Genomic DNA, 18,002 nt, shown 5'->3' on the forward strand with positions numbered 1-18,002 from the left:
CGATGCTTTAGCTATCGGCCGGAAACCGCCGACGGTAATGCTCGACCACTTCTGGATTGCGCAGGTTGACCGGCAGTTTGCCCGCCAGCACGAGCAGGGCCTCGCCTGCCGCGCCAACGCCCATACGCATCATCGATTCCTCGGTGATGCCGGCCATGTGCGGGGTGATGATGACATTGTCGAAGCCGAAATAAGGATGATTTGACGGCAGCGGCTGCGTCGAAAACACGTCGAGCGCGGCACCGCCGATCCGGCGCTTCCGCAAGGCTTCGATCAGTGCGTCGTCGTCGACGACCGGCCCGCGCGACACGTTGATCAGCAACGCATGCGGCTTCATGCGCGCGATCCGCTCGCGGTTGATCAGGCCGCGCGTCTCCGGTGTCAGCGGGCAGCACAGAACGATGATGTCGCTCTGCTCGACCAGGGCGTCGATCGACAGGAAGCCGACCTTCTCCGGCGCCGGCTGCATGCTGCGTGTGGTTGCCACCACCTTCAGGTCGAAGCCGTGCGCGGCGATATGGCCGACAGCCTGGCCAACGGCACCGAGGCCGACGATGCCGATCGTCTTGCCGGCAAGCTCGCTGTTGGCGTTGGCGTGCTCGCGGCCGGCGAGCCAGCCTTTTGCCCGCAAGTCACGGTCGACGACGCGGAAGTTGCGCAGCAAGGCAAGGGCCGCGAACATGACGTGTTCCGCCACCGAGCGCGCATTGACCGCCGGCACATTGGCCACCAGCACGCCGGCGGTGGTCGCCGCCTCCATCGGGATCATGTCGAGTCCGGCGCCATGGCGGATGGCCGCCCGCAGTTTCGCGGCACCCTCGAACAGCGCCGGCGGCAGCGGCGCGCGGACGATGACGATGTCGGCATACCTTGCCTCGGCGGCCAGCGTGGCCGGATCGATGGCGGAAGCGACGACGAGTTCGCCGGCGCCGGCCAGCATGGCCGAGGCGCGCGGGTGTAGCGGGTGTGTCGTGAGGATACGGGCCATGTCGGTCAGGCTTTTTCGAGCGCCGGGCTTTGCGGTTCCTCGCCATGGCCTTCGATCAGGCCCTTCCAGTAGCTCTCGGCACCTTGCAGATGAGCGCTCATCAGCGCCTGGGCGAGATTGCCGTCGCGGCGCAGCAGCGCCTCATAGATCTGGATGTGCTCGGCATGCGAGCGCACATTGCGCTCCGGGTCGTTGAAATAGATGGGCAGGCGCTGTTCGCCCATCATGTAATAGACGCTGCAGACATTGTGGAAGACGCTGTTTTTGGTGGCGCGTACGATCTCGAGGTGGAATTCGCGGTCCTCCCTGGCCAGGCCTTCGCCCGCCGCGATGCGCTCTTCCGAAGCTTTCAGGATTTCGCGCAGCCGCTCGAAATTCTCCTCGGTGGCGCGCGAACAGGCAAGCTCGGCCGCCTTGATCTCGTGGATCTTGCGCAGTTCGACCGTCTCGTAGATCTGGATCGGATCGAGCGGGAGGCCCGCGCGGGCAAAAAGCGCCATGGCTTCCACGCTGGCCTGCTTGGTGTCGATGTAGATGCCCGACTTGGCACGGCGCTCGACGATGCGCATGGCCTCGAGGATGGCGAGCGCCTCGCGAAGCTGGCCGCGACTGACGCCGAAATGTTCCGCCAGCTCGCGTTCCGACGGCGTTCGGCCGGTCTCCTTGTCCGAATGGGAGAACAGGTAGGCGGCGAGTTCCGCGAGAAGGTTCTTTTCTTTCATTGTCAACCGCGTTGCGCGTGCGCCTCTAGGAACCGCTCCGAAATGGTGAATCCCAGCCCCGGTCTTTCGGGGATCGCTATCATACCGTCCCTGGCTTCGACAGTCTCCTCAACCAGATCGTGGATCATCGGGTTGGCGCCGAGCGAATATTCGACGGTAAAACTCGACGGCGAGGCAGCGCAGACATGCAAGCCGGCGAAGAAACAGGGCGCGCCGGCCCACAGATGCGGCGCAAAGCGCAGGTTGAAGGCGCTGGCGATGGTGCCGATCTTCATCGCCTCGCTGATGCCGCCGCAGAAGGCCGGATCGGGCTGGAAGATGTCGGCCGCCTTGAGCACGGCGAGGTCGCGGAAGGCATAGCGTGTCGACTCGCTTTCGCCGGTGGCGATCGGAACGGCGCCTGATGCCCGCACTTCAGCCATGCCGGGCTTATCATCGGCAATAACAGGCTCCTCGAACCAAGCGAGGTCGAGGTCGTTGACGAGGTGGATGAAGCGCTTGGCTTCGGCCACGGTGTAGGTGCCATGCGCGTCGACCATCAACTCGATATCGGGACCGAGCGCCTGCCGTGCGGCGCGCACGCGGGTGGCGGAAATGTGTGCCGCGCCGTCCATGGCGCCAACCCGCATCTTCAGCGCCTTGAAACCGCCCTTGGCGATATAGGATTTCAACTGCTCGCCGATGGCGTCGGCGGATGCCCAGCCACCGGAGGCATAGGCCGGCATGCGATCGAGCTTGCGGCCACCCAGCAGCCGCCAGACCGGTACGCCAAGCGATTTGCCCAGGATGTCCCACAGGGCGATGTCGACGGCGCTGATGGCAGCGATGCTCATGCCGCGCCGCGCCAGCTGCGGCATAGCGTGGCCGGTGCGCGCGGCGCTGTCGTGGCGCACGCCGTTGTAGAGCATCTCCCAGATGACGCCAATGTCGGCCGGATCGCGGCCGATCAGCTGCGGTCCGACCTCATGGTTCAGCATGTGGACGAGTGCGCCGTAGCTACCGGCACTGCCGGCGGCGTTCTTGCCTTCACCCCAGCCGACCAGACCGTCATCGGTTTCGATGCGCAGGATGGCGGCGTCGAAGGTCGTCACCTGGCCGAAATCGCTGCGGTGTTGCCGAGCGGCTTCGATCGGGATGCGGACCCACCAGGCTTGGACGGTCTTGATGCGCATATTCTTTCCCAGCCCTGCCGCCGGTCAGGGCGAAAGAGCAATTTTCCCAGAGGCAGTCGGCTACTTGATCAGCGGCAGCAACGTTTCGGCGGTGATGCGCATCTGGTCGGTGTAGAACTTTTCCGTCAGCACGCTGGAGCCGTGGTCCTGGATGAACTTCAGCTGCTCGGGTGAGATATCGACCGGGTGGCGCTCGACCATATCGGGATAAGGGGCGGCCGGCGTCCGGTCGACGGGCGCAACGAACTCGTTGGTCAGCGCGCCGTCGTAACCGATCTCTCTCAGCGTGGCGACGATCTTCGGCCAGTCGATCTGGCCAAGGCCGGCGGCAAAGCGGTTGTTGTCGGCGACATGGAAGTCGAACAGGCGCTTGCCGACCTGGCGGATCGCGTCGTGAACGTTAAACTCCTCCATATGGATGTGGTAGGCGTCGAGGCAGACGCCGCATTCGGGGCTGACCGCGTCGGCCAGCGCGAGCGCCTGGGCGCCGCGATTGAACAGATAGGTTTCGAAGCGGTTGAGCGGTTCGACCGCAATCTTGACGCCGACCTTCTTGGCGTGGGTGAAGCATTCACGGGTGGCGTCGACAACCCACTTCCATTCCTCTTCCTCGGTGCCGTCGGGCACGACCTTGCCGACCGTTGCCGGCACCAGCGTGATGATCTCGCCATTGAGTTCGCTGACCATGGTCAGCACGTCCTTGACATACTGAACGGAGCGCTCGCGCTGGCCCTGGTTCCTGGCGGCAAGGTTGCGCTCGCCCAGCATCAAGGTCACCGCGCCCCAGCAGCGGATGCCATGCTCTTTCAGCAGCGCCCGCGTCTCCTTGGTCTTGTATTGCTCGGGCTCGCCGGAAATCTCGATCGACTCATAGCCGAATTTCTTGATGCGCTTGAGCGTCGTCTCCAAGGGTTCCGCGCGCATCCAGTTGTGCGTCGAAAGATGCATGGTCTGTCCTTCCCAATTCGTCTCAGCGGCATGCACCGCCGAAAGGCGACGCAAGGGTTCCTCCCCAAGGCATCCCCAGCCTTTTCCTGCAAACTGGTTCGACCAATTGGGCCTGAATGGAGGTCTACAGCAAATTCTTCTGGACGGCAAGAAGCGCGGGAAGGCTAGTTCCGGCCTGGATTATTCCATTGATTATATTGATGTATGTTCCTGTATTTCGCCTTTCCAAAGGGCTCCGGCAATGCATTGCGAGGCTTGACCAAATTCCCTCATTTGGTAATACCAGAATAGCGGCGCACACGATGCGCCCGATGTGAAGAGACCAAAGTGGCTGGCCCTGCTTCCAATCGGCGCTATGCTCGGTCGCGAGAAAATGAGGGAGATGCCGATGCCGACGACAATGAAGGGCCCTGGACTGTTTCTGGCGCAGTTTGCGGGCGATGCCGCGCCGTTCAACTCGCTGGCGTCGATCACCAAATGGGCGGCCGGTCTCGGCTACAAGGGCGTGCAAATTCCGACCTGGGACGCGCGGTTGTTCGATCTCAAGAAGGCGGCCTCTTCCAAGGCCTATTGCGACGAAGTGAAGGGCATCTGCGCGGATGCCGGTGTCGAGATCACCGAACTGTCGACGCATCTGCAGGGCCAATTGGTGGCGGTGCATCCGGCCTATGACGCGCAGTTCGACGGCTTTGCGCCGGCTTCGGTGCACAACAATCCGAAAGCGCGGCAGGAATGGGCGGTCGAACAGATGAAGTTCGGTGCCAAGGCGTCGAAGAACCTTGGCCTGAAGGCCTCGGTAAGCTTCTCCGGAGCGTTGGCCTTTCCCTACCTCTACCCCTGGCCGCAGCGTCCGGCCGGGCTGATCGAAGAAGCCTTCGCCGAACTCGGCAAGCGCTGGAAGCCGATCCTTGATGTCTATGAGGATAATGGCGTCGATGTCGGCTACGAAATCCATCCCGGTGAGGACGTGTTCGACGGTGCGACCTTCGAGATGTTCCTCGACGCGGTCGGCGGCCACAGACGCTGCAATATCAATTACGATCCGTCGCACTTCCTGCTGCAGCAACTCGACTATCTCGAATTCATCGACATCTATCACGAGCGCATCAAGGCGTTCCACGTCAAGGACGCCGAGTTCAATCCGACCGGCCGGCAAGGCGTTTATTCCGGCTATCAGAGCTGGACGAACCGCGCCGGCCGCTTCCGGTCGCTGGGCGACGGGCAAGTGGATTTCGGCGGCATCTTTTCCAAGCTGACGCAGTACAATTATGATTCCTGGGCGGTGCTCGAGTGGGAGTGCTGTCTGAAGCATCCGGAAGACGGCGCGGCCGAGGGTGCGCCCTTCATCCAGCAGCACATCATCCGGGTGACAGAAAAGGCATTCGACGATTTCGCCGGTGGCGCTACGGACAAGAAAGTACTGCGCGGCATGATGGGAATTTAACGCTGATTTCCCTCCCCCTTGAGGGGAGGGTGGCCCGAAGGGCCGGGTGGGGTCGGTCCATGCCGCGCCCTACGCCCGGCAATCCCACCCGATCCGCTACGCGGATCGACCTCCCCTCAAGGGGGAGGTACGCAACAGCTAGGAGAAGAAACATGGTCGGCGCATCGAAGTCGGAAACGGGAGGCGGCCCGATCCGCTATGGCATGGTCGGTGGCGGGCAAGGCGCCTTCATCGGCGCGGTGCACCGGATCGCGGCGCGCCTGGACAATGATTTCGTACTGGTCGCCGGCGCTTTGTCGTCCGACCCGGCGCGTGCAAAAGCCTCGGGCGCTGAACTCGGGCTCGACCCCGATCGCAGCTATGCGTCCTATGCCGAGATGGCCAAAGCCGAAGCCAAGCGCCCCGACGGCATCGAGGCGGTGGCCATCGTCACCCCGAACAATGTGCATGTGCCGGCCGCGAAAGCTTTCCTAGAGGCTGGCATCCACGTTATCTGCGACAAACCGCTGGCAACGACGCTGGCCGAAGCCAAGAAGCTGGCGGCGATAGTCGAGAAGACCGGCAAGGTGTTCGTGCTCACCCACAACTATACCGCCTATCCGATGATCCGGCAGGCGCGCGAGATGGTGGCCAAGGGCGTGCTCGGCGACATTCGCATCGTGCAGTCCGAATATCCGCAGGACTGGCTGACAGAGGACCTTGCCGCCACTGGCCAGAAGCAGGCGTCGTGGCGCGGCGACCCGAAACAGGCAGGCGCCGGCGGTGCGCTGGGCGACATCGGCACGCATGCCTACAATCTCGCCCGCTTCGTTTCCGGGCTGGAGCTGGATTCCCTTTCAGCCGATCTCGATGCCTTCGTGCCGGGACGGCTGCTCGACGACAACGTCAACGTCATGCTGCGCTTCAAGCCCGCGGGCAAGACGCATCCGGCCAAGGGTATGATCTGGGCAAGCCAGGTGGCGCCGGGCCATGAGAACGGGCTGAAGCTGCGCATCTATGGCTCCAAGGGCGGGCTGGAATGGGTGCAGGCCGACCCGAACTATCTCTGGTACACGCCGTTCGGCCAGCCCAAGCAACTGCTCACCCGCAATGGCGCTGGCTCGTTGCCGGTGGCGGGCCGGGTCAGCCGCGTGCCGTCAGGCCATCCCGAGGGCTATCTCGAAGGTTTCGCCAACATCTACCAGGAGGCCGCACGCGCCATCCGCGCTGCCCGCAAGAAAGGAGGCAAGCCGGCAAAGGATGTCGTCTTTCCGACCATTCACGACGGTGTCGAAGGCATGGCTTTCATCGAGGCCTGTGTGAAGTCGTCGAAGAAGAATGGGGCATGGACGAAACTCTAAATAAAAATCAGGGGGATCCAAGGGGAGGGGGCGTCGATGAAAATCGGCATGTGCATGTTCTTGTGGACGACGGCTGTGTCGAAGAAACACGAGCCGTTGCTCAGGGATATCAAGGCAACCGGCTTCGATGGCGTTGAGATACCGATCTTCGCCGGCACGCCCGACGACTACAAAAAACTCGGCGAACTGCTCGACCGCATCGGACTGGAGCGGACCGCGGTTTCAGCGATGGGCGATCCGGCGATGAATTTGATCTCGGCCGATGCGGCAACGCGCAAGGCCGGTGTCGATTATATGAAATGGGCGATCGACTGCGCCGATGCGCTTGGCGCCAGCACGCTGAGCGGCCCGTTGCATTCGACGCTCGGCGCCTTTTCCGGCTCCGGGCCGACGGCCGCCGAGAAGAAGCGTTCCGTCGCCTCGCAGCGCGCTATCGGCGACCATGCCGGCAAGAGGAACGTCACCATCGGGCTTGAGGCGCTCAATCGCTTCGAATGCTATCTCCTCAACACGATGGCCGACCTGTCGGAGCATATCGATGCCGTCGACCGGCCACACATCAAGGCGATGTACGACACCTTCCACGCCAATATCGAGGAGGCCGACCCGATCGACGCCTACACGAAACACCGCCGGAATGTCGTGCATATCCATATTTCGGAGAACGATCGCGGCGTGCCGGGGCGCGGTCACCTTCCGTGGAAGGAAACATTCTCCGCCATCCGCAAGAGCGGCTACGACGACTGGCTGACGATCGAGGCGTTCGGGCGTTCGCTGAAGGACCTGGCGGCAGCGACCAAGGTGTGGCGCGATTTTTCCGAAACGCCGGAAGCGGTCTATCGGGAAGGGTACAAGCATATCAGGAACGGGTGGAAGAGGGCGGTTTAGGCTCCTTCGTCATGGTGGGACGGAGCAAAGCCGTCCAACAGCTGCCGCCGCGTTCCTTCACACCCCCCTCTGTCCTGCCGACTTCTCGTGAGATGCCATACGGCAGTTGTTGAACTAACCCTGCTCGGCCTGAAGCCTGTTGTAGTCGTGGATGGTCTGGCTCAGCCGGCGGCGCAGGAAGTTGGAGATGTTGTCGAAGATGAAGACGACGAACAGGATCAGCAGCACCATGTAGAAGACATTGGCCCAGTTGGAGTTGGTGCGCATCGCTTCCCACAGTTTCAGGCCGATGCCACCGGCGCCGACCGCGCCGATGATGGTCGCGCCACGCGTGTTGGATTCCCACTGGTAGAGTGTCTGGCTGATGAATACCGGCACCACTTCCGGCAGCACGCCGTAGCGTTGCACGAGGAGGCCGTTGGCTCCGGTCGAGGTGATACCCTCGCGCGGCTTGTCGTCGATGTTCTCCAACGCCTCGGAATAGGTTTTGCCGAGCGTGCCGATCTCGGTGAAGAAGATGGCCGCACTGCCCGCCAGTGGTCCCGGCCCGAAGGCGCGGGTGAAGAACAGCGCCCAGATCAGCATGTCGATGGAACGCATGAAGTCGAAGAAGCGCTTGAGCACCTGGTTGACCAGCCGGCTGGGCGTGATGTTGCGGGCGGCGAAGAAGGCGAGCGGGAAGGCGACGATGCCGCCCAGCATGGTGCCGAGAAAGGCCATGACGATGGTCTGCAAGAGTTTCGTCCAGACATCGCCATGCTGCCACTGGGCGTTGTTCCAGATGTTGTCGCCGGCCAGCGCCAGGTTGGACGTGCCCGGTTTCAGTTCTGGTCCGGAGACGATCAGGGAGGCGACTTCGCCTGCCGACTTGCCGAAGAACGGCGAGCGCGTGTCGAAGACGAAGTTTGCCCAGCCGAGAAAACGCTTGCGTATCCTGACGCGGTCAACGGCGACGCGGGCCTCGCCGGCAAAGCCCATGTCGGCGACGACCTCATCTTCATGCGCGGTGATCCAGCCAGGAACCGGTCCGGAGATCAGCGGTTTGCCGGTGCCTAGCCCAACCGCAACGGTTTCACCATTGGCAATTATCGTGGCTTGCGTCTTGTTGAAGGTGATCGACTTGGCGGTGCCATCGATCAGGATCGTCACCGAACCATCGGCATTGGTCTTGACCCAGTCCGGATTTGGGTTCGGACCGAGCACCGAGAAGCGTGGATATTTGGCGGTGATCTGCGGTTCATCGAGGCGGAAGATCGGCTGCACGTCGTAGCTGATCCACTGGGTCAGAAACAGCGGCAGGCGCTCCCAGTGCGATTCCCGCATGACCTGCGGCAGATTGAAGAACCACAGCGCGTAAAGGAGGTAGACAAGTGTGCCGCCAAGCAACAGCAGCGGCCCGAAGCGTTTTTGGAACGGCCGCTTGAACACCTGCGGGAAGTGCTCCTCGATCGACTGGATTTCATCGGCGGTCATCGTCGTCATTCACGGGCTCATCGCAAAAGCCTGCTCGCCGACCAGTTTGCGGCGCAGCCAGGCGGAGAACTGGTCGACGATGAAGATCGTCGTGAACAGGAGCAGCACCAGGGCTATCGTCTTGGCGCCGAAGCCGCGCGATATCGACAGCTTCAGTTCCTCGCCGATGCCGCCGCCGCCTACCGCGCCCATGATGGTGGAAATGCGGACGTTTATCTCAACACGCAGCAGCGTGTAGGACATGAAGTTGGGCAGCACTTGCGGCAGACCGGCAAAGCGTACCCGCTCGAACCAGTTGGCGCCGACCGCCCTCAGGCCTTCTTCGGCCCGCATGTCGATATTTTCGTTGATCTCGTAGAAAAGCTTGCCCAGGGCACCGATCGAATGCAGGCCGATGGCGACGATGGCGGCGATCGGTCCGATCGAGACGATGGCCGCGAAGAGGCCGGCGATGACGATTTCGGGAAAGGCACGCAGCAATTCCATGAAGCGCTTGACGATCAGCCGCAGCACCGGATGCGGCGTCAGGTTGCGCGCCGCGATGAAGGAAAACGGCACGGCAAAAACGAAGCCGATGAAGGTCGAGACCAGCGCCACATTGAGCGTGGTCAGCATCAGCTCGAAATATTCAGGGATGTAGAAGCTGCCCCAGACATAGGCGCGGCCAAGCGGAAAGTTGAATTCCTGGGTACCGGTGTCGTGTGGGGAAGCGATGTCGAACATCGCTCGCCAGACATCGTTCCAGTCCTTGGGGACGAGCCAGCTCAGGAAATCCAGCAAATGTGGCAGCCGGTCGAAGAAATGCCCGGCATTGGCCTCGTCGGCGAACCACATGGTACCGCCGAGCGCGGCAGCGAGCAGGCCGATGCCGATGGCGGTGTAGAGCCGGCGCAACGATGTCTGGCGACGCCAGGCGTCGGCCATCTGGTGAGTGGCGCCGGAAGGGACTGTCACGGAATGGGTCATGATCGGAGATGCAAAAAGGGCGGTGTTTTGAACACCGCCCTTCCTGATTTCGCCATTAGCCGCCGATGGCTGCCTTACGGGCTTCGACGATGACGTTGTAGAAGTCTGCCTTCACTGGAACGTAGCCGGTAAAGTCGCCACCTTCGACGCCTTCGAAGCAAGCCTTGTCCTTCTTGGGCAGCTGCGTGAAGAAGTCGGCGAGCTTGGCGGTCATGTCGTCGCCGAGCGCGGTGCGCACGACCAGCGGGCCGTTCGGGATCAGGCCCGAGCGCCAGACTTCGACGAAGTCGTTGGGATCGACGGCGCCCTTGGCGACTTCCTTGTGGAAGGTGCCGGAGGTGTAGCCGTCCTTGAAGTCGCCAATGCCGGAGGAATCGTCCACCGCCACGTCGACCTTGCCGTCACGCACGGCCAGGACGTTGTTTTCGTGGCCGCCGTTGAACTGGGTCGAAGCGAAGAAGGTTTCGTTCGAAGCGCCGGTGTCCTTCGGGATCTGGGTCAGCGGGATCAGATAGCCGGAGGTCGAGTCCGGATCGGCGTAGCCGAGCTTCTTGCCCTTGGCCGACTTGATGTCGGTGATGCCGGAGGATTTCAGCGCCAGGCCGATCGAATAATAGCCGGTTGCGCCGTCGGTCTGCTGGGTGGTGAGGATCGGGGTGACTGCCTTCGGGTCCTTGAGAGCGACGCTGGCATAACCGGAAGCGCCGAGTTCGGCGAAGTCGAGCGTGCCGCCGAGCAGGCCCTGGATGACGCCGTCATAGTCGGCGGCGGGGAACAGCGAGACCTTTTCGAAGCCGAATTCGGCCTTCAAATGGTCGGCGAGGCACTGGTAGTTGCGCAGCCGGTCGGTTTCGTTTTCACCGCCGAGGATGCCGACGCGAAATTCCTTCATATCGGCGGCGTGGGCCATGCTGGTCGCCATGGCGAGCACCGAAACGGCGCAGAAAACCATCTTTCTGAACATTGGATATCTCTCCTGTAGGTTCCGGCCCCGCGCCGGCAGCGTTCTTGAGTTTGACTGGCGCCCTTGACGCGGGCTGGCGATCCCAACCGTTCTCAATAACCCGGGAAAGCGGGTTCGAGCGGTCCGGCGGATGCGGCGATCTTTCGGCTGAAGGCAACGCTGGTCGAGGTGATGGCCTCTGAGATTTCCTGGCCATTGCTGTCGGCGCCATAGACGAGGCGCACGGCCTCGCGGTTGAGCTCTTCCGGCGGACCATCGAAGACGACCTTGCCGGCGGCCATGCCGATAATGCGGTTGCAATAGGTGCGGGCGGTATCCAGCGTGTGCAGATTGGTGACGACTGTGATGCCTTCGCGCAAATTGATGTCCTGCAGCGAATCCATCACCACCTTGGCGTTGAGCGGGTCAAGCGAAGCGATCGGCTCGTCGGCGAGGATCACCCTGGGCTGCTGCATCATGGCACGGGCAATGGCGACACGCTGCTGTTGTCCACCCGACAAGGTGCCGGCGGGCTGAAGTGCTGTGCGGGCGATGTCGAGCCGCTCCAAGGCGGCGACCGCCTCGGCGCATTCGGCGCGGGAGAACATGCCGAACAGGTTTGACATGGTCGAACGGTGGTTCAGCTTGCCGAGCAGCACATTGGTCAGCACGTCGAGGCGCGGCACCAGGTTGAACTGCTGGAAGATCATGGCGCAGTCGCGCTGCCAGCGCCGCAGCGGCGAGCCGCTCAACTGGGAGACCTCGGCGCCGTCAAAAAAAATCGACCCCTGGCTGGGATCGATGAGGCGGTTGATCATGCGAAGAAGGGTTGATTTGCCGGCGCCCGAACGGCCGATAATGCCAACCATCTGACCCTGCGGGATCGCGATGTTGATGTCGTTGACGGCAGTGTTCTTGCCAAATCGTCGGGTGACACCGCGGATTTCGAGCGTGGCAGAGGTTGCTGACATGGGGCAGGTTCCAGTCCGGACCATATTGATCGTCAGGCACTCGCCTAACGCAGCCACATGAACCTGCCGTGTCGCGATGATGTCAGTTTTGTTACGCTCCACAGGCGTGGAGTTACGGCCGGCCCAGGACCAGCAGTTCCTCGAAGTGCTCCATGTCCCGGAAGCTGCAGAAGGCCGGAGCTTTGATTTCGATCACGGGAACCTGCTGCTCGAAAAGCTTGAGAGAGTCATCGAACAGGTCCTGCCATGCGGCTGCCCATGACGATGAGGTGAAGAACTATCCTTCGTATTTTTCCAGGAAGGCCTCGGCCGACAGTTCCCGGAAATCGTCGAGCGAAGCGCGCAGCCTGGCATGGTCCCAGTCCCACCAGGCAAGCGCCTGATAACGTTCGGCCGTACGGCGGTCGAAGCGCTCGCGGATCGGATTTGCCGGCACGCCGGCGACGATGGTGTAGGGGGTGACATCCTTCGAGACGACAGCGCCGGCGCCGACCGCGGCACCATCGCCGACGGTGACGCCGGGCAGGATGGTCGAGCCATGGCCGAGCCAGGTGTCGTGGCCGACGGTGACGCGCCTGGCGCGGCGCTGGGCGAAAAACTCGCTCTCATGCTCGGCATCGTCCCAATAGTCCGAAGCGCGGCAGGTGAAATGGTGCAGCGTCGGCCGCCAGGTCGGGTGGTTGGTGGCGTTGATGCGCACGCTTGCCGCGATGTTGGAAAACTTGCCGATCGTGGCGCACCAGACGGCGCAATCCTGCATCATGTAGGAATAGTCGCCGAGTTCGCTTTCCGAAACCGGCGATCTCGGTCCAGCGGCCGAGCGTCGAGTTCTGCACCTCCGCCGTCGGGTGGACCAGCGGTGTCTCCGATAATTTCCTGGTCATGCGGCAATTTTTCCGGGAGCGAAAGCGGTGACGTCGATGATGCGGTCGGCAACCGCCTCGCGCACGTCGTGGTCGTGGAAGATGCCAAGCAGGGCGACATCAGCCGCTTTCTTGGCGGCGATGAGTTCGATCACGACGTCGCGGTTCCTGGCATCGAGCGAAGCGGTCGGCTCGTCGAGCAGCAGGATCGGGTGCTCGGTGATGAAGCCGCGCGCGATGTTGACGCGCTGCTGCTCGCCGCCGGAGAAGGTCGCCGGCGGCAATGCCCAAAGTTTCTCCGGGAGGTTGAGCTGCGCCAGCAGAGCACGTGCCTTGCCGCGAGCAACCTCGCGGTCCTCGCCGCGCTCGACCAGCGGTTCGGCGACGACATCGAGCGCCGAGACGCGCGGCACGGTGCGCAGGAACTGGCTGACATAGCCGATCGTTTGCCGGCGCACGGCAAGCACGGTGCGCGGGCTGGCAGTGGCGAGATCGATCAGCCCGTCATCGTGCGTGACGATGATCTGGCCTTCGTCGACGGCATAGTTGCCGTAGAGCATCTTCAGGATCGAGCTCTTGCCGGCACCGGACGGGCCGCCAAGCACGGTGCATTCGCCGGCCCTGATCGAGAACGAGACTCCGGCGACGACAGGCAGTTTAATGCCGTCGCGCAGATGCATGGTGAAGCTCTTGGCGACGTCCGAGACAACAAGAGGGGTGGCCATCAGAAGGTGCTCCGATCATCGTTCGCTTGCGGGCCAGCACCCCCCTCTGCCTTGCCAGGCATCTCCCCCTCAAGGGGGGAGATTGGCTGTTGCCTTCGGTTTCGCCAATCTCCTGCGTTGCAGAATGGGCGAGATAGTAAAGCTGCCAATCTCCCCCCTTGAGGGGGAGATGGCCGGCAGGCCAGAGGGGGGTGTACAAGCGCCATCATCAAACCTGTAGAATCGAGGAAACGAGCAACTGGGTGTAGGGCGCGCGCGGGTCGTCGAGCACGCGGTCGGTGAGACCGCTTTCGACGACGCGGCCGTCCTTCATCACCATCATGCGCTGCGACAACAGCCGTGCCACCGCGAGGTCGTGGGTGACGACGATGGCCGCGAGACCAAGATCGGTGACCAGACCGCGCAGCAGGTCGAGCAGGCGTGCCTGAACCGAGACATCGAGGCCGCCGGTCGGCTCGTCCATGAATACCAGCCGTGGGCCGGTGACGAGATTGCGGGCGATCTGCAGGCGCTGGCGCATGCCGCCGGAGAAGGCGCGCGGCTCGTCGTCGATGCGGTCCTCATCGATCTCGACGCGCGACAGCCAGTCGACGGCGGTGGCGCGGATCCTGCCGTAATGGCGATCGCCGACAGCCATCAGCCGTTCGCCGACATTGGCGCCGGCCGACACCGTCATGCGCAGGCCGTCGGCGGGGTTCTGATGGACGAAACCCCAGTCGGTGCGCATCAGGAAACGGCGCTCGGCCTCGCTCATGCGGTAGAGCTCGCGGAACTGGCCATCGCGCATGCGGTAGCTGGCGGTGCCGGAGGAGGGCATCAGCCGCGTCGACAGGCAGTTGAGCAGCGTCGTCTTGCCGGAGCCGGACTCGCCGACGACAGCCAGGACTTCGCCCGGCCACAGGTCGAAGGAGACGTTGTCGCAGCCGACGCGCGAGCCGTAGAATTTGGACAGCGCCGAGACGCGCAGCAGCGGTTCGTCGGTCATTGCTTCTCCTTACCCTCCCCCTTGTGGGGAGGGTCGGCGCGCAGCGCCGGGGTGGGGGTTGAGTGGAGCGTGGATTGGTCAAGCCCCCCACCCGCGCCGTCGGCGCGACCTCCCCACAAGGGGGAGGTAGGGGCGTTGCGCCGCTTCTCGCAGTGGTCGGTGTCGGAGCAGACGAACATGTGGCCGCCATGGTCGTCGAGGATGACCTCGTCGAGATAGACATTCTCGGCCGCGCACAGCGCGCAGGGCTGGTCGAAGGTCTGCACCTCGAACGGATGATCCTCGAAGTCGAGGCTGACCACTTCGGTGAAGGGCGGCACCGCATAGATGCGCTTTTCGCGGCCGGCGCCGAACAGCTGCAAGGCCGGCGAGCGGTGCATCTTGGGATTGTCGAACTTAGGCGTCGGCGACGGGTCCATCACATAGCGGCCCTCGACCTTGACCGGATAGGCATAGGTGGTGGCGATGCGACCGTGCTTGGCGATGTCCTCGTAGAGCTTGACATGCATGAGGCCGTATTCCTCCAGCGCATGCATCTTGCGCGTTTCGGTCTCTCGCGGTTCAAGGAAGCGCAGCGGCTCAGGGATAGGCACCTGATAGACCAGTACCTGGCCCGCCGTCAGCGGATGCTCGGGGATGCGGTGGCGGGTCTGGATGATGGTGGCGCTGGCTGTGTCGGTGGTCACCGCGACATTGGCGACCTTCTTGAAGAAGGCGCGGATCGAGACGGCATTGGTGGTGTCGTCGGCGCCCTGGTCGATCACTTTCAGCACATCGTCGGGACCGATGATCGAAGCGGTGACCTGCACGCCGCCGGTGCCCCAGCCATAGGGCATCGGCATTTCGCGCGAGGCGAACGGCACCTGATAGCCGGGGATGGCGATGCCCTTGAGGATCGCGCGGCGGATCATCCGCTTGGTCTGTTCGTCGAGATAGGCGAAGTTGTAGGTGGCGATGTCCGTCATGGCGCGACTTTCAGTCCCTTGGCGTAGCGCGCCAGCCGCTCATTGAGCGTGCCGGTGTGCAGTTCGAACATGTGGTTGTCGTCGTCGTAGAAATAGATCGAGCGGCCTTCACCCTCGACGCGTGGGCGCGGCGGCCGCATGTCCAGCCCGAGCTTGGCGACGCGCTCGGCGTAGCGGTCGAAATCGGCGTCATCGATCTTGAAGGCGATGTGGCTGTAGCTGCGTTCCGGCAAGGGCTCGCCCTCCATGATGGCGACCCAGATGTCGCCGATCAGGAAGAACTTTTCGCGCGACAGCGAGAACTGTTCTGCGCCGCTGGCATAGACCTCTCGGGCGTCGAGTATGCCCTCGAGGATCTCGGTCATCCGATCGAGATCGCGGACGATAAAGGTCATGTGGGAGAGGCCTTCGATCATTCCGCGGCCTCCCGCTTCTCTTCGGCCTTGGCGGGGTTTTCGCGGGCGTCATATTCGGCGCGCATGCGGCGCACGAGGTCGAGTTCGGCCTGGAAGTCGACATAGTGCGGTAGCTTCAGATGTTCGACGAAGCCGGTCGCCTGGACGTTGTCGGAATGCGAGATGACGAACTCCTCATCCTGGGCGGCGGCGACGACATCCTCGCCCAACTCGCTGGCGCGAAGAGCGCGGTCGCAGAGCGCCATCGCCATCGCCTTGCGCTCGCTCTGGCCGAAGACCAGGCCGTAGCCGCGGGTGAATTGCGGCGGCGCCTTCGCCGACCCTTTGAACTGGTTGACCATCTGGCATTCGGTGATGCGCACCGTGCCGAGCGGGACAGCAAAAGGCAGTTCGGGCACATCGAGTTCCAGCTCGACCTCGCCGATGCGGATCTCGCCGACAAAGGGATGGTTGCGGGCATAGCCGCGCTGCGTGGAATAGCCGAGCGCCAGCAGGAATCCTTCATCGCCGCGCGACAGCGCCTGCAGGCGGATGTCGCGCGCCATCGGGAACTCCAGCGGCTCGCGGGTGATGTCGCCGGGGACATGGTCCTGCGGCATGTCGCCGTCCGGTTCGATCAGGCCTTCGCGGGCGAGGATCGCCGAGACGCGCGGCATGGCTTGCGCTTCGGTCTCGCGCTGCAGCGGCTCGGCGACGTCGGCGCCGGCGGCAAGCTCGGGATCGAGCAGCCGGTGGGTGTAATCGAAAGTAGGCCCAAGCAACTGGCCGCCGGGCAGGTCCTTGTAAGTCGCCGACACGCGCCGCTCGACCAGCATGGCGGCGGTGTCGATGGGCTTGGTGTAGCCGAAGCGCGGCAGCGTGGTGCGATAGGCGCGTACCAGGAAGATTGCCTCGATCATGTCGCCGCGCGCCTGGACGATGGCGAGTGCCGCCAATTCCCGGTCGTAGAGCGAGCCTTCACTCATCACCCGGTCGACGCCGAGCGCCAGCTGCTCGACGATCTGGTCGAGGCGAAGCGCCGGCACCGAACGGTCGCCGCGCCGGCGGTCGGCAAGCAGGCTGTGGGCGTTGGCGATTGCTGCTTCGCCACCTTTTACAGCGACATACATCTTACGCCTCCATCGTCTTGATGCGCGTCGTGCGCGGCAGGCAGGCTATGCCATCAGCGGTGGCGAGGATGATGTCGACGCCGCGCGGGAAGCGCTTGATATTCTGCTTCCACTGCTCGACGAAATGACGCGGCATCTGCGCCGGTGCAATCGTGGCGCTGGTTTCGATGCCGGGACCTTCGAGCAACAGAGGCGTGCCGGAGACGAGATCGCTGACATTCAGGATCAGCGTGGTCGAACGGTCAGGGTAGTCCTGCGTGCCTTGCGAAAAACCGTCGAGCGCCATCATCTCGGCCGGCGTGGCGATCAACGCAAAATGCGCATCGGCCGGCGTGTTGGCCATCGGCGCGCCGGTGTGGAAACCAAGCCAGGATTTGATGGCGGTGGAAGCTTGCAGAGCCGGGTCCAGCCACAGCGGCGTGTCGTTGTCGCACAGCGCCAGGGCTATGGCGCCGGCGCTTGCCGAGAGCGGCGCCGGCGGGCGGGCGAAGGCCGGCAGCGGCTGCAAGCTGCCCGGCCGCGCCATTGCGTCCATGACCGCGCGGAACACAGTCTGGGCATTGAAGACCGGATCGGCGAAACCGCCTTCGATCGATTGCGCTGCGATGTCCATCAGTCTTCTCCGCGAACCATAGTGAAGAAATCCACCTTCGTGGCCGCCGTCTCGGCGCGGCGGCGTTCATGCGCCGTGGTCAGGGCCGACCGCAGAGGCACTATCAGCCCGGTCTCCACCTCGGCGCGGCGGGCAGGGTCCTGCCACAGTGCGTCGGCGATGGCCGCCAGCCTCGCCTTCTGCTTGTCGCGGCCAAGCGCATAGCAATGGCCGACCTGTCCGGACGGCAGCCGGACGGTGGCGCGGGTGACGGTCGCCTCGCCGACATTGAAGGGCGCGCCGCCACCGCCGATGCGGCCGCGCACGGTGACCAGGCCGGTTTCGGGGCCGCGCAGCAGTTCCGCGTCCGAAGGCAGTCCGGCCTCGTTCCAGAGCCGAACGATGTCGTCGCCGCTGGATTGCGCCAGGGTTGCCATGACGGCCTTGCGTTCGGCCTGGTCGCGGGCTTCCTGTCCTCGCATCAGCAACATT

At 63.4% G+C, this 18,002-nt stretch carries 17 protein-coding genes and 2 pseudogenes; 3 read left to right on the forward strand and 16 right to left on the reverse strand.

The features are described 5' to 3' along the window. Window positions 1–7 precede the first annotated feature (7 nt). Genes NKJ06_RS18260 through NKJ06_RS18275 form a run of 4 tightly spaced genes read right to left on the reverse strand, consistent with a single transcriptional unit; the run spans window position 8 to window position 3,830 of the window. Window positions 8–988 (reverse strand): hydroxyacid dehydrogenase, encoded by a 981-nt coding sequence (locus tag NKJ06_RS18260; RefSeq protein ID WP_352631842.1) that lies wholly within the window; start codon window positions 986–988, stop codon window positions 8–10. A gap of 5 nt (window positions 989–993) precedes the next feature. Further along, complete coding sequence (locus tag NKJ06_RS18265) at window positions 994–1,710, reverse strand: FadR/GntR family transcriptional regulator (protein WP_352631844.1); 717 nt, start codon at window positions 1,708–1,710, stop codon at window positions 994–996. A 2-nt stretch (window positions 1,711–1,712) separates the two neighbouring features. After that, on the reverse strand, window positions 1,713–2,882 hold the full coding sequence (locus NKJ06_RS18270; RefSeq protein ID WP_352631846.1) for a mandelate racemase/muconate lactonizing enzyme family protein: 1,170 nt from the start codon (window positions 2,880–2,882) through the stop codon (window positions 1,713–1,715). 60 nt (window positions 2,883–2,942) lie between these two features. Beyond that, on the reverse strand, window positions 2,943–3,830 hold the full coding sequence (locus tag NKJ06_RS18275; RefSeq protein WP_352631864.1) for a sugar phosphate isomerase/epimerase family protein: 888 nt from the start codon (window positions 3,828–3,830) through the stop codon (window positions 2,943–2,945). A 388-nt stretch (window positions 3,831–4,218) separates the two neighbouring features. Between NKJ06_RS18275 and NKJ06_RS18280 the strand changes: the two genes are divergently transcribed. From NKJ06_RS18280 to NKJ06_RS18290, 3 genes are all read left to right on the forward strand, one after another. Then, a complete protein-coding gene (locus NKJ06_RS18280) occupies window positions 4,219–5,274 on the forward strand; it encodes a sugar phosphate isomerase/epimerase family protein (protein WP_352631848.1) in 1,056 nt (351 codons plus the stop codon). Between the two features lie 152 nt (window positions 5,275–5,426). Then, the gene (locus tag NKJ06_RS18285) at window positions 5,427–6,614 is read left to right on the forward strand and encodes a Gfo/Idh/MocA family protein (protein ID WP_352631850.1); all 1,188 of its coding nucleotides are present in this window, start codon (window positions 5,427–5,429) and stop codon (window positions 6,612–6,614) included. 36 nt (window positions 6,615–6,650) lie between these two features. Further along, window positions 6,651–7,502, forward strand: coding sequence for a sugar phosphate isomerase/epimerase family protein (locus NKJ06_RS18290; RefSeq protein ID WP_352631852.1), 852 nt, complete (start codon window positions 6,651–6,653; stop codon window positions 7,500–7,502). 114 nt (window positions 7,503–7,616) lie between these two features. On the opposite strand, the gene phnE (NKJ06_RS18295) is transcribed toward NKJ06_RS18290, so the two are convergent. The 12 genes and pseudogenes from phnE (NKJ06_RS18295) to phnG form a co-directional block, all read right to left on the reverse strand. Continuing rightward, window positions 7,617–8,984: a phosphonate ABC transporter, permease protein PhnE gene (gene phnE / locus NKJ06_RS18295; protein WP_352636102.1), complete on the reverse strand. Its 1,368-nt coding sequence runs from the start codon at window positions 8,982–8,984 to the stop codon at window positions 7,617–7,619. Beyond that, window positions 8,985–9,941: a phosphonate ABC transporter, permease protein PhnE gene (gene phnE, locus NKJ06_RS18300; RefSeq protein WP_352636103.1), complete on the reverse strand. Its 957-nt coding sequence runs from the start codon at window positions 9,939–9,941 to the stop codon at window positions 8,985–8,987. 55 nt (window positions 9,942–9,996) lie between these two features. Further along, a complete protein-coding gene (gene phnD / locus NKJ06_RS18305) occupies window positions 9,997–10,905 on the reverse strand; it encodes a phosphonate ABC transporter substrate-binding protein (RefSeq protein ID WP_352608759.1) in 909 nt (302 codons plus the stop codon). A 92-nt stretch (window positions 10,906–10,997) separates the two neighbouring features. Then, on the reverse strand, window positions 10,998–11,855 hold the full coding sequence (gene phnC, locus NKJ06_RS18310; RefSeq protein WP_352636105.1) for a phosphonate ABC transporter ATP-binding protein: 858 nt from the start codon (window positions 11,853–11,855) through the stop codon (window positions 10,998–11,000). A gap of 277 nt (window positions 11,856–12,132) precedes the next feature. Then, window positions 12,133–12,739: pseudogene (locus tag NKJ06_RS18315) on the reverse strand (DapH/DapD/GlmU-related protein). Next, window positions 12,736–13,443: a phosphonate C-P lyase system protein PhnL gene (gene phnL, locus NKJ06_RS18320; RefSeq protein ID WP_352636107.1), complete on the reverse strand. Its 708-nt coding sequence runs from the start codon at window positions 13,441–13,443 to the stop codon at window positions 12,736–12,738. The pseudogene NKJ06_RS18315 and the gene phnL overlap by 4 nt, the downstream one beginning before the upstream one ends. Before the next feature lie 208 nt (window positions 13,444–13,651). After that, the gene (gene phnK, locus NKJ06_RS18325) at window positions 13,652–14,428 is read right to left on the reverse strand and encodes a phosphonate C-P lyase system protein PhnK (protein WP_352636109.1); all 777 of its coding nucleotides are present in this window, start codon (window positions 14,426–14,428) and stop codon (window positions 13,652–13,654) included. 137 nt (window positions 14,429–14,565) lie between these two features. Continuing rightward, window positions 14,566–15,393: pseudogene (locus NKJ06_RS18330) on the reverse strand (alpha-D-ribose 1-methylphosphonate 5-phosphate C-P-lyase PhnJ); the annotation flags it as partial. Further along, window positions 15,390–15,809: a FosX/FosE/FosI family fosfomycin resistance hydrolase gene (gene fosX, locus NKJ06_RS18335; protein WP_352636111.1), complete on the reverse strand. Its 420-nt coding sequence runs from the start codon at window positions 15,807–15,809 to the stop codon at window positions 15,390–15,392. The gene fosX and the pseudogene NKJ06_RS18330, both read right to left, overlap by 4 nt. Next, a complete protein-coding gene (locus tag NKJ06_RS18340) occupies window positions 15,806–16,918 on the reverse strand; it encodes a carbon-phosphorus lyase complex subunit (RefSeq protein WP_023760808.1) in 1,113 nt (370 codons plus the stop codon). Before NKJ06_RS18340 ends, fosX begins: the two co-directional genes overlap by 4 nt. Before the next feature lies 1 nt (window position 16,919). After that, on the reverse strand, window positions 16,920–17,531 hold the full coding sequence (gene phnH, locus NKJ06_RS18345; RefSeq protein WP_352636113.1) for a phosphonate C-P lyase system protein PhnH: 612 nt from the start codon (window positions 17,529–17,531) through the stop codon (window positions 16,920–16,922). Next, window positions 17,531–17,992: a phosphonate C-P lyase system protein PhnG gene (phnG, locus tag NKJ06_RS18350; protein ID WP_352636115.1), complete on the reverse strand. Its 462-nt coding sequence runs from the start codon at window positions 17,990–17,992 to the stop codon at window positions 17,531–17,533. Before phnG ends, phnH begins: the two co-directional genes overlap by 1 nt. Window positions 17,993–18,002: the final 10 nt, after the last annotated feature.

The organism is Mesorhizobium sp. M0293, assembly GCF_040321735.1.
In the GTDB taxonomy this organism is placed as follows: domain Bacteria; phylum Pseudomonadota; class Alphaproteobacteria; order Rhizobiales; family Rhizobiaceae; genus Mesorhizobium.

Excerpts from the sequence above, each read along its gene's own strand:
- NKJ06_RS18260 (WP_352631842.1), bottom strand. The coding sequence starts at position 988 with ATGGCCCGTATCCTCACGACACACCCGCTACACCCGCGCGCCTCGGCC.
- NKJ06_RS18265 (WP_352631844.1), bottom strand. The coding sequence starts at position 1,710 with ATGAAAGAAAAGAACCTTCTCGCGGAACTCGCCGCCTACCTGTTCTCC.
- NKJ06_RS18270 (WP_352631846.1), bottom strand. The coding sequence starts at position 2,882 with ATGCGCATCAAGACCGTCCAAGCCTGGTGGGTCCGCATCCCGATCGAA.
- NKJ06_RS18275 (WP_352631864.1), bottom strand. The coding sequence starts at position 3,830 with ATGCATCTTTCGACGCACAACTGGATGCGCGCGGAACCCTTGGAGACG.
- NKJ06_RS18280 (WP_352631848.1), top strand. The coding sequence starts at position 4,219 with ATGCCGACGACAATGAAGGGCCCTGGACTGTTTCTGGCGCAGTTTGCG.
- NKJ06_RS18285 (WP_352631850.1), top strand. The coding sequence starts at position 5,427 with ATGGTCGGCGCATCGAAGTCGGAAACGGGAGGCGGCCCGATCCGCTAT.
- NKJ06_RS18290 (WP_352631852.1), top strand. The coding sequence starts at position 6,651 with ATGAAAATCGGCATGTGCATGTTCTTGTGGACGACGGCTGTGTCGAAG.
- phnE (WP_352636102.1), bottom strand. The coding sequence starts at position 8,984 with ATGACGACGATGACCGCCGATGAAATCCAGTCGATCGAGGAGCACTTC.
- phnE (WP_352636103.1), bottom strand. The coding sequence starts at position 9,941 with ATGACCCATTCCGTGACAGTCCCTTCCGGCGCCACTCACCAGATGGCC.
- phnD (WP_352608759.1), bottom strand. The coding sequence starts at position 10,905 with ATGTTCAGAAAGATGGTTTTCTGCGCCGTTTCGGTGCTCGCCATGGCG.
- phnC (WP_352636105.1), bottom strand. The coding sequence starts at position 11,855 with ATGTCAGCAACCTCTGCCACGCTCGAAATCCGCGGTGTCACCCGACGA.
- phnL (WP_352636107.1), bottom strand. The coding sequence starts at position 13,443 with ATGGCCACCCCTCTTGTTGTCTCGGACGTCGCCAAGAGCTTCACCATG.
- phnK (WP_352636109.1), bottom strand. The coding sequence starts at position 14,428 with ATGACCGACGAACCGCTGCTGCGCGTCTCGGCGCTGTCCAAATTCTAC.
- fosX (WP_352636111.1), bottom strand. The coding sequence starts at position 15,809 with ATGATCGAAGGCCTCTCCCACATGACCTTTATCGTCCGCGATCTCGAT.
- NKJ06_RS18340 (WP_023760808.1), bottom strand. The coding sequence starts at position 16,918 with ATGTATGTCGCTGTAAAAGGTGGCGAAGCAGCAATCGCCAACGCCCAC.
- phnH (WP_352636113.1), bottom strand. The coding sequence starts at position 17,531 with ATGGACATCGCAGCGCAATCGATCGAAGGCGGTTTCGCCGATCCGGTC.
- phnG (WP_352636115.1), bottom strand. The coding sequence starts at position 17,992 with ATGCGAGGACAGGAAGCCCGCGACCAGGCCGAACGCAAGGCCGTCATG.